We start from the raw sequence: 8,106 nt of genomic DNA on the forward strand, positions 1-8,106 counted from the left end.
TAATAATCAAAACTCTGAATGATATGAAGAAATTTCTCCTCCTTTTCTTTTTTGTCGTTTCCCATATGATTTTCGCTCAGGCAGATTGTGCTACGGCACTTTCGGTATGCGGGAACTCGAATATTACGTATTCCCCTTCTGGCGTAGGTGCCGTAAATGAAAACCTGGGTGGCTGCCTGTCTACCGGTGAGCATAATTCGATCTGGTATAAATTTACCATTGCTACCGGCGGTACCCTTACGTTCGACCTGGTGCCGACTTCTTCCGATGCGGATTACGATTGGGCCATTTACGGACCGAATGTCAACTGCGGGAGTCTTGGAACGCCCATCCGCTGTAACGCGGCTACCGTCATCGGAGTAAGTGCTTCTACCGGAATGAACATGACCAGTACCATCACCAGTGCAGCCGGAGGTTCTCTTACCCCATACTGCCAGTATCTTGATGTACTGCCGGGACAAACCTATTACCTGTATATCGATAACTGGGTAGATATTACCAATCCTACGATGGCACCGTTTTCCCTGACCTGGGGCGGTACGGCGACCCTGGCTTCTCCTTTTACGGATCCTGCGATCCAGACGCAGCCGTTTATCCCGCCCGGAGCTCCGGCTGCAAATCCTGCCGATCCCAGGGAGATCATCATCTGCCAGAATCCGGTGGTTTTCAACTTCAATACCCTGTCCGCCGGAATCCTGAATGGAAATACGAATTTTCAGATCAGTTATCACAGTTCTCAGAATGATGCGCTGTCGGGAGCCAACCCTATCCTGACGCCTACAACGGTAAGCAATACGGTTACTTATTACTACAGTGTTCATTACCAGGATCCTGCCAACCCGAATAACCCGATCAATTCCTGCAGGCAGGTAGGGGCCTTTAAGTTCAAATACGGAAACATTTCGGTAAGTAATGTCACCTTATTCAGCTGTAACAACAATAATGCTGGAACGGCCACTTTCGATCTTACTTCGGCTGCGGTATTCAGCGATCCTACAGCGACAAAGCAGTATTACCAGTCAATGGCTGATCTTAATGCAGGCACCAACCCGATTGTTCCGGCCAATGCGTTTGTATCCGCTGAAGGAACCGTTTATGTAAAAGTGACCTCCCAATACGGCTGTACGGCTGTTGCACAGATTACCCTGAAGTTTTATCCTGCAATTGCAGTCACTGAAGCTACCCTAAGATCCTGTGCTATCGAAGTTACGCCTTCTCTGGCTTTGTTTAATTTATCAACCGCAGCCGTCACCTCACAGCCGCTGCCTAAAAAATATTATAAGTCGCTGGCCGATGCACAGTCAGGAAGCAATGAAATCGTCGGCTTTTTGAATTACACGGCTCCAAACAGTGTGGTATATGTAAAAGTGACCGATACCAACGGCTGCTACGCCATTGCAAAAGTTAACCTTATTGTCATCCCACCTGTGTATTCCAATGTTTTAAAGGATAAAACCATATGCATGGAAGACCGTACCACGCTGGATGCAGGTCCCGGATTCACCTCTTATGAATGGAGCACCGGTGCAACAACCCAAACGGTAAGTAATGTAGGAGTGGGTACCTACTGGGTAAAACTGAAAACCGGGGAATGTACTGCCGTACAGACGGTAAAAATATATGCCTCCGAACAGCCCGTCATTTCGGACGTCGACATTAAGAACAATACGGTGACTGTAAATGTTAAAGGCGGTAAGTCGCCTTACAGCTATTCCATGGATGGGGTGAAATGGCAGGAATCCAATATCTTTACCAATGTATCACGTGGTGACCATCATCTATATGTAAAGGATGCCTATGACTGTGATCCGATTGATATAGATATCGTGGTTCCGAACTTGGTGAATGTGATTACTCCGAACGGTGACGGCGTAAACGATGTGATCGACTATTCCGCCCTCGGAAATAAACAAAACCTTGTGTTCAGTATTTTCGACCGTTACGGAAACAAAATGTTTGAAGCCAACCGGTTCAATGCTTATAAATGGGACGGTACTACAGGCGGAAAAAAAGTTCCTACCGGTACCTATTGGTATTCCGTTTCCTGGAATGAAAACGATAAAAAGAATACTTTATTCAAATACTCAGGCTGGGTCATGGTAAAAAACAGGGAATAACTTATATTTAAATAAAACCGTCACAATCGTGGCGGTTTTTCATTTGTAAAATTTCTTACCTTCGATACTCAAATATATTCCCATGAAAGATTTATTCATCAAACGTTTTGAGTACTATAAAATGTTGGGCGATCAGGCCTTCGCACAGCTATCGGAAGAAGACATCTTCCGGCAGTTCAATGAAGACACCAATTCCATAGCTGTTATTGTAAAGCATATCGCAGGGAATATGCTGTCGCGGTGGACCAATTTTTTAACGGAAGACGGGGAGAAATCCTGGCGGAACCGTGATGAGGAATTTGTAAATGCCTTTACGACAAAAGCTGAAGTTCTCGAATATTGGGAGCAAGGCTGGAAATGTCTTTTCGGCGCGCTGGATCAGATTACTGAAGAAAACCTGTATGCCACAATCTACATCAGAAATGAACCCCATTCTGTTATTGATGCGGTCTTCAGGCAGCTGGCGCATTACCCCTACCATGTCGGACAAATGATCTATATTGCCAAAATGCTTAAAAATAACGATTGGAAAACCCTGTCCATTGCCAGAAATAAATCCGGGGAATTCAATGCCGGGATGAAAAGCCGGTTTTCACAGGATGAATCCGGAATAAATTCTTCACCGGTCTGCTATCAGGACAGTCCGGAAGTACGGGATGAATTTAAGCAATAGAGTGAATCGATTTCCGATTCATATTAAAATGATTATCTTTGCACCCACAAAATTCAGAATCAATAAATGTCTCAATATCACAGAACTGCCGCATTTCATACCCTTGGCTGCAAATTAAATTTTGCGGAAACATCGACTATTGCCCGACAATTAACGGAAGCCGGATATGAGAAGGTGAGCTTTGATGAAAAGGCCAATGTGTACGTCATCAATACCTGCTCGGTTACCGAAAATGCAGACCGCGAGTGTAAGCTTCATGTGAAAAGAGCCATGAAAGCCAATCCGGAAGGTTTGGTGGTGATTGTCGGATGTTATGCACAGCTGAAGCCTGAAGAGATTTCACAGATCGAAGGGGTGGACCTGGTTTTGGGGGCTAAGGAAAAATTCAATATCCTGAGCTATCTTGATGATCTTGAAAAATCCGGAAGCGAGGGCATCGTTCATTCCTGTGAGATCGAAGAAACCGATTTTTTCATCGGGAGCTATTCCATCGGCGACAGGACCCGGGCCTTCCTGAAAGTTCAGGACGGATGCGACTATAAATGTACCTATTGCACCATTCCTCTGGCAAGAGGGATTTCCCGTTCCGACACCATCCAGAATGTTCTGAAAAATGCAACCGAAATTGCAGCCAGAGATATTAAAGAAATTGTGTTAACGGGCGTAAATATCGGCGATTACGGAAAAGGGGAATTCGGAAACAAAAGGCATGAGCATACCTTCCTCGATCTGATTTCGGAGCTTGACAGGGTAGAAGGCATCGAAAGAATCCGGATTTCATCCATTGAACCGAACCTTTTAAAAGATGAAAGTATTGAATTGGTTTCCCGGAGCAAAAGCTTTGTTCCGCATTTCCATATCCCGTTACAGTCCGGAAGCGACGACCTGCTGAAAAAAATGAAGCGCCGTTATCTGACGAAACTGTATGACGAGCGGGTTCATAAAATCCGTGAAGTGATGCCGCATGCGGCAATCGGCGTAGATGTAATTGTTGGTTTCCCAGGGGAGACCGAGGAAAGATTTATGGAGACCTATCACTTCCTGAATGATTTGCCGATTACCTATCTGCACGTCTTTACGTATTCTGAAAGGGAAAATACCGAAGCGGCAGATATGGAAGGCGTGGTTCCCATCCCGGAAAGAAAAAGGCGCAATAAAATGCTCAGAATCCTTTCTGAAAAGAAAAAGATGGCCTTTTACCAGGAACAGCTCGGAAAAACACTTCCGGTCCTGTGGGAACATGAGAACAAAAACGGGAAAATGTTCGGTTTTACGGAAAATTATGTACGGGTACAGAAGGATTTCGATCCGTCTTCCGTCAATAAGATCGAGTGGCTGAAGCTGGATAAAATCGAAGCGGACGGCAGTGTTTCCGTGATGAGTTCATTTAAAAGTTTCCTTGAGAAGATTTAGAAACTCATTTTTCTTTTGATGATTTAAACCTAAAGTACTGTTTTCCTACAGTGCATGGTATTTATTTGTCTATATTTCATGTTAAACCGGATTAAAAAGTATTTACATTAAAAATAAAGATTAATAGTTGGCTTTTTGATTCATTCTGCTGTTCTTATTCAAATTAAATTTCTTTAACTTTGAGTAAATTCAACTTGATATGAGAGATAAATTTTTGCTGTGGGGAGCCGTTATTCTGGCGGTTGCCTGGGCAGTTGCTTTTCTGATAAAAGCCGATTGGTGGATTCCTTTTTTCCTGACCATTGTTTATGCCATAGGCGTTTATAATGTAACCCAGAGCAAACATGCTATTTTACGGAACTTTCCGGTGCTCGGGTATTTCCGGTATTTTTTTGAAAGTATTTCCCCGGAAATGCAGCAATATTTTATTGAGCGGGAAACCGACGGGAAACCTTTCCCCAGGAACCAGCGTTCCGCCGTATACAGACGGGCCAAAAACCTGAGCGATACAGTGCCATTCGGAACCCAGCTGGAAGTGAACCACAGAAAATACGAAGGGATTAAGCATTCCATTTATGCAAAATCCCCGATGGAAGAACTGCCGAGGGTATGGGTAGGCGGCGAGCAGTGTGCCCAGCCTTATCACGCTTCGCTGTTTAATATTTCCGCCATGAGCTTCGGAGCCTTGAGCGACAGGGCGCAGATTTCCCTCAACAGAGGGGCGAAAAAAGGAAATTTCTATCACAATACGGGAGAAGGAGGGATTTCTCCTCACCATCTGGAAGGCGGTGACCTCTGCTGGCAGATCGGAACGGGTTACTTCGGATGCCGGGATGACGAAGGAAAATTCAACCCGGAACTGTTTAAAAAATATTCAGCGATGCCTGCCGTGAAAATGGTGGAAATCAAATTGTCGCAAGGGGCAAAGCCCGGTCACGGAGGTGTTTTGCCGGCCGTGAAAAATACTCCGGAAATTGCCAGGATCCGTCATGTCACACCGGGAATGACCATCCTTTCACCCCCTTCGCATACTGCTTTTTCAGATGCGGCAGGACTGTTGAGGTTTGTTCAGCAGCTAAGGGATCTTTCGGGTGGAAAACCGGTTGGTTTTAAATTATGTATCGGTGATACCCGGGAATTTGAAGACATCTGCGTACAGATGAACGTCCTGAAAATTTATCCTGATTTTATTACCATTGACGGTGCGGAAGGAGGTACCGGAGCTGCACCGCCGGAATTTTCAGACGGCGTCGGGATGCCGTTGGAGCCGGCCCTGATTTTTGTAAACCGGACGCTTAACCATTATAATGTCCGAAAAAAATTAAGGGTGATCGCCAGCGGAAAAGTTCTAACGAGTCTTGATATTTTGAGAGCTATTGCCATGGGTGCCGATATGTGTAATAATGCGAGGGGGTTTATGTTCTCTTTGGGCTGCATCCAGGCGTTGAGGTGCAATAACAACAAATGCCCGACGGGAGTGGCGACCCAGGATAGAATGCTGGTCAAAGGGCTTGATGTAACGGATAAGGCAGAACGCGTATACCATTTCCATAAAAATACACTGCATACCTGCAACGAACTGATTGCTGCCGCAGGAAAAAACTCCTATGAAGAAGTGGATGCCGCCATGTTTATGAGAGGTGATGAATTCGACCATCTTTCGGATCTGTATTTCCCGGATATCCTGGGGAATGTGAAGCATACAGTCAGATCTTAGGAGAAAACATAAAAAAAGCACTTCAATCTGAAGTGCTTTTGTCTTATTGATCGCCGGTAGGCCTTACGTTGGCTTTATAAATCTGGAAGTTAAATACAAATGATGTATTTTTCAGTGAGTATCCTACGTAATTGTAATGGTCGTTTCTTCCGAAAGCTGCTCTGGACGGTACAATGATTACCCCCTGTAAATTGTAGGCATCTCCGTCTGACATATTCTGAAATCCCTGGAAATATTTTAAACCTTCCTGAAGGCCTTCGATTTCATAATAACTCCGGTCTTTACCTGCTGTATCTTTAATATTCTTTTTAACATAATAGAACATTGGGTCCGTTACCGGAGAAGTGCTTCCATTAATAGTATTTAAAAGAACGCCTGAAGTATTAAAGGCAACATTACCATCGGTATTCGTAGCCAGATAATAATTGGCTCTCATCATTGTTTTGATTTGTGTTGCAGTAGAAGATTCAGGATTGGTATCCAGAGTAACCCCTGATGAAGGCTGCGCTCCGGTTCTTACAATATAAATAACTCCTGAAGGAAGGGTAACCGGGCTGAGTTCCGACAGTTTTTTCTGGGTGTCATCAGAAGTATCCGTGGAGCTAAATGCTTTTATATTTCCCTGTGCATCCAGATAATTGTCGTTCATAAACTTCTGGATGGCCTGATCGTCGTAGGAATTTCTTACCGCCACATCATCCGGTTCTACAAAGGTTTCCACCTGATCATCCTTTTTACATGCCGTGAAACAAAGCGTACCGGCAAGGATATATAAAAATATTTTTTTCATTTTCAAAAAAAGTTTAATTACTTTACAAAGAATATAACGGCAAAAGTATAAAAAATTATGAGAATAGATAAATTTTTATGGAGCATTCGTTTTTATAAGACCAGAACCATTGCTACTGAGGAGATTAAAAAAAACAGGGTATCCATAGGAGCTTCTGTGGTAAAATCTTCCAAGGAAGTAAAAGAAGGCGATGTGATCAAGATCCGTAAAAATCAGATTGATTATAAAATTAAAGTCATCCAAATTCCCAAAAGCAGGCTCGGAGCCAAACTGGTGCCGCTGCATATCCAGGATGTGACGGATAAAGAACAGTACGAGTTGCTGAAAATGCGGAAGATGTCCCAGGATTATTACCGGAACAGGGGAGAGGGGAGACCTACCAAAAAAGACCGGAGGGATATGGACGGCTATGTGGAAAATGATATTGCTGCCGATTTTACGGATTGGGACGATTTCTTTGGTGAAACCCCGGACGGTCCGGAAAAAGAAGATTAAGGAAAAAGCTCTAGAGATAGAGCTTTTCTGCTATTTCATCTACAATATCTTCAGGACTGCGCTGATCGGTGTTTACCTGGTACTGCGCTTTGCTGTAAAACGGGTTCCGCTCGAACAAATGTTTGGCGATGAATTCGGCCAGGTTCTCATCATCGATATTGGCAATCAGCGGCCGTTTTTCCTTCTGTTTGGAAAGACGTTCGGTTAGTGTTCCTATCGAGGCCCTCAGAAAAATACTTTTTGAATTATGGTTGATGATCTCCATGTTGTTATAATATACCGGCGTACCACCGCCCAGGCTTAAAACAACATTTTCTTCGGAGGCCAGAATTTCTTCCAGGGTCTCTCTTTCCTGCTTGCGGAAGTAGATTTCACCTTTTTTCTCAAAGATTTCCGGGATGGTAAGTTTGTTCCTTCTGGAAATCTCTTTATCCAGATCAATGAGCCTGAATTGCAGTTTGTCGCTTAATATTTTGGAAACGTGAGATTTGCCGCTGCCCATGTATCCGATGAGTGAAATTATCATGAATTTTTTTTAAACAAATTTGCAAAAAAGTTTTGAGATAAAGAAAAAACTCATATCTTTGCACCACTAAAAACGAGAGACATTATTGCTGTGTTAATCGTGGATAGTGTGGCCGACTCGGTAGCTCAGCTGGTAGAGCAATACACTTTTAATGTATGGGTCCTGGGTTCGAATCCCAGCCGGGTCACTAGCATAAAATTACTGGATTTTTGTAATTTTTACGCCTGCGTGGTGAAATTGGTAGACACGCCATCTTGAGGGGGTGGTTTCCTAAGGATGTGCTGGTTCGAGTCCAGTCGCAGGCACTGCAGAAAATTGAAATAATTGATAGGGATATTAGAAATTTTATTTTATATTTATCACTATCTATTGTGG

General features: G+C 43.8%; 7 protein-coding genes and 2 tRNA genes. 7 read left to right on the plus strand and 2 right to left on the minus strand.

Annotation, left to right across the window (positions count from 1 at the left end; genetic code table 11):
* Nucleotides 1-23 precede the first annotated feature (23 nt).
* From CHA01nite_RS14140 to CHA01nite_RS14155, 4 genes are all read left to right on the plus strand, one after another.
* Nucleotides 24-2,117 carry an FIDD domain-containing protein gene (locus tag CHA01nite_RS14140; protein ID WP_146942461.1) on the plus strand — a complete coding sequence of 698 codons (2,094 nt, stop codon included), beginning with the start codon at nt 24-26 and terminating at the stop codon, nt 2,115-2,117.
* 82 nt (nt 2,118-2,199) lie between these two features.
* Complete coding sequence (locus CHA01nite_RS14145; protein WP_146942463.1) at nt 2,200-2,790, plus strand: DUF1572 domain-containing protein; 591 nt, start codon at nt 2,200-2,202, stop codon at nt 2,788-2,790.
* A 66-nt stretch (nt 2,791-2,856) separates the two neighbouring features.
* Nucleotides 2,857-4,203, plus strand: coding sequence for a tRNA (N(6)-L-threonylcarbamoyladenosine(37)-C(2))-methylthiotransferase MtaB (gene mtaB, locus CHA01nite_RS14150; RefSeq protein ID WP_146942465.1), 1,347 nt, complete (start codon nt 2,857-2,859; stop codon nt 4,201-4,203).
* Nucleotides 4,204-4,402: 199 nt separating this feature from the next.
* Entirely contained in the window at nt 4,403-5,920 is a 1,518-nt protein-coding gene (locus CHA01nite_RS14155; protein WP_146942467.1) for an FMN-binding glutamate synthase family protein, read from the plus strand.
* 43 nt (nt 5,921-5,963) lie between these two features.
* Here the strand turns inward: CHA01nite_RS14155 and CHA01nite_RS14160 are convergent, their stop codons facing one another.
* Nucleotides 5,964-6,710, minus strand: coding sequence for a hypothetical protein (locus CHA01nite_RS14160; protein ID WP_146942469.1), 747 nt, complete (start codon nt 6,708-6,710; stop codon nt 5,964-5,966).
* Between the two features lie 57 nt (nt 6,711-6,767).
* On the opposite strand from CHA01nite_RS14160, the gene CHA01nite_RS14165 reads away from it, so the two are divergent.
* The gene (locus tag CHA01nite_RS14165) at nt 6,768-7,205 is read left to right on the plus strand and encodes an RNA-binding S4 domain-containing protein (protein ID WP_146942471.1); all 438 of its coding nucleotides are present in this window, start codon (nt 6,768-6,770) and stop codon (nt 7,203-7,205) included.
* A 10-nt stretch (nt 7,206-7,215) separates the two neighbouring features.
* Here CHA01nite_RS14165 and CHA01nite_RS14170 read toward each other — a convergent pair whose 3' ends face one another.
* Nucleotides 7,216-7,731 carry a shikimate kinase gene (locus CHA01nite_RS14170; RefSeq protein ID WP_146942473.1) on the minus strand — a complete coding sequence of 172 codons (516 nt, stop codon included), beginning with the start codon at nt 7,729-7,731 and terminating at the stop codon, nt 7,216-7,218.
* Between the two features lie 114 nt (nt 7,732-7,845).
* Here CHA01nite_RS14170 and CHA01nite_RS14175 point away from each other — a divergent pair.
* Both CHA01nite_RS14175 and CHA01nite_RS14180 read left to right on the plus strand, forming a co-directional pair.
* Nucleotides 7,846-7,918, plus strand: a tRNA-Lys gene (locus CHA01nite_RS14175).
* Nucleotides 7,919-7,953: 35 nt separating this feature from the next.
* Nucleotides 7,954-8,036: transfer RNA gene (locus tag CHA01nite_RS14180), tRNA-Leu, on the plus strand.
* Nucleotides 8,037-8,106 lie beyond the last annotated feature (70 nt).

The organism is Chryseobacterium hagamense, assembly GCF_007991455.1.
Taxonomy (GTDB): domain Bacteria; phylum Bacteroidota; class Bacteroidia; order Flavobacteriales; family Weeksellaceae; genus Chryseobacterium; species Chryseobacterium hagamense.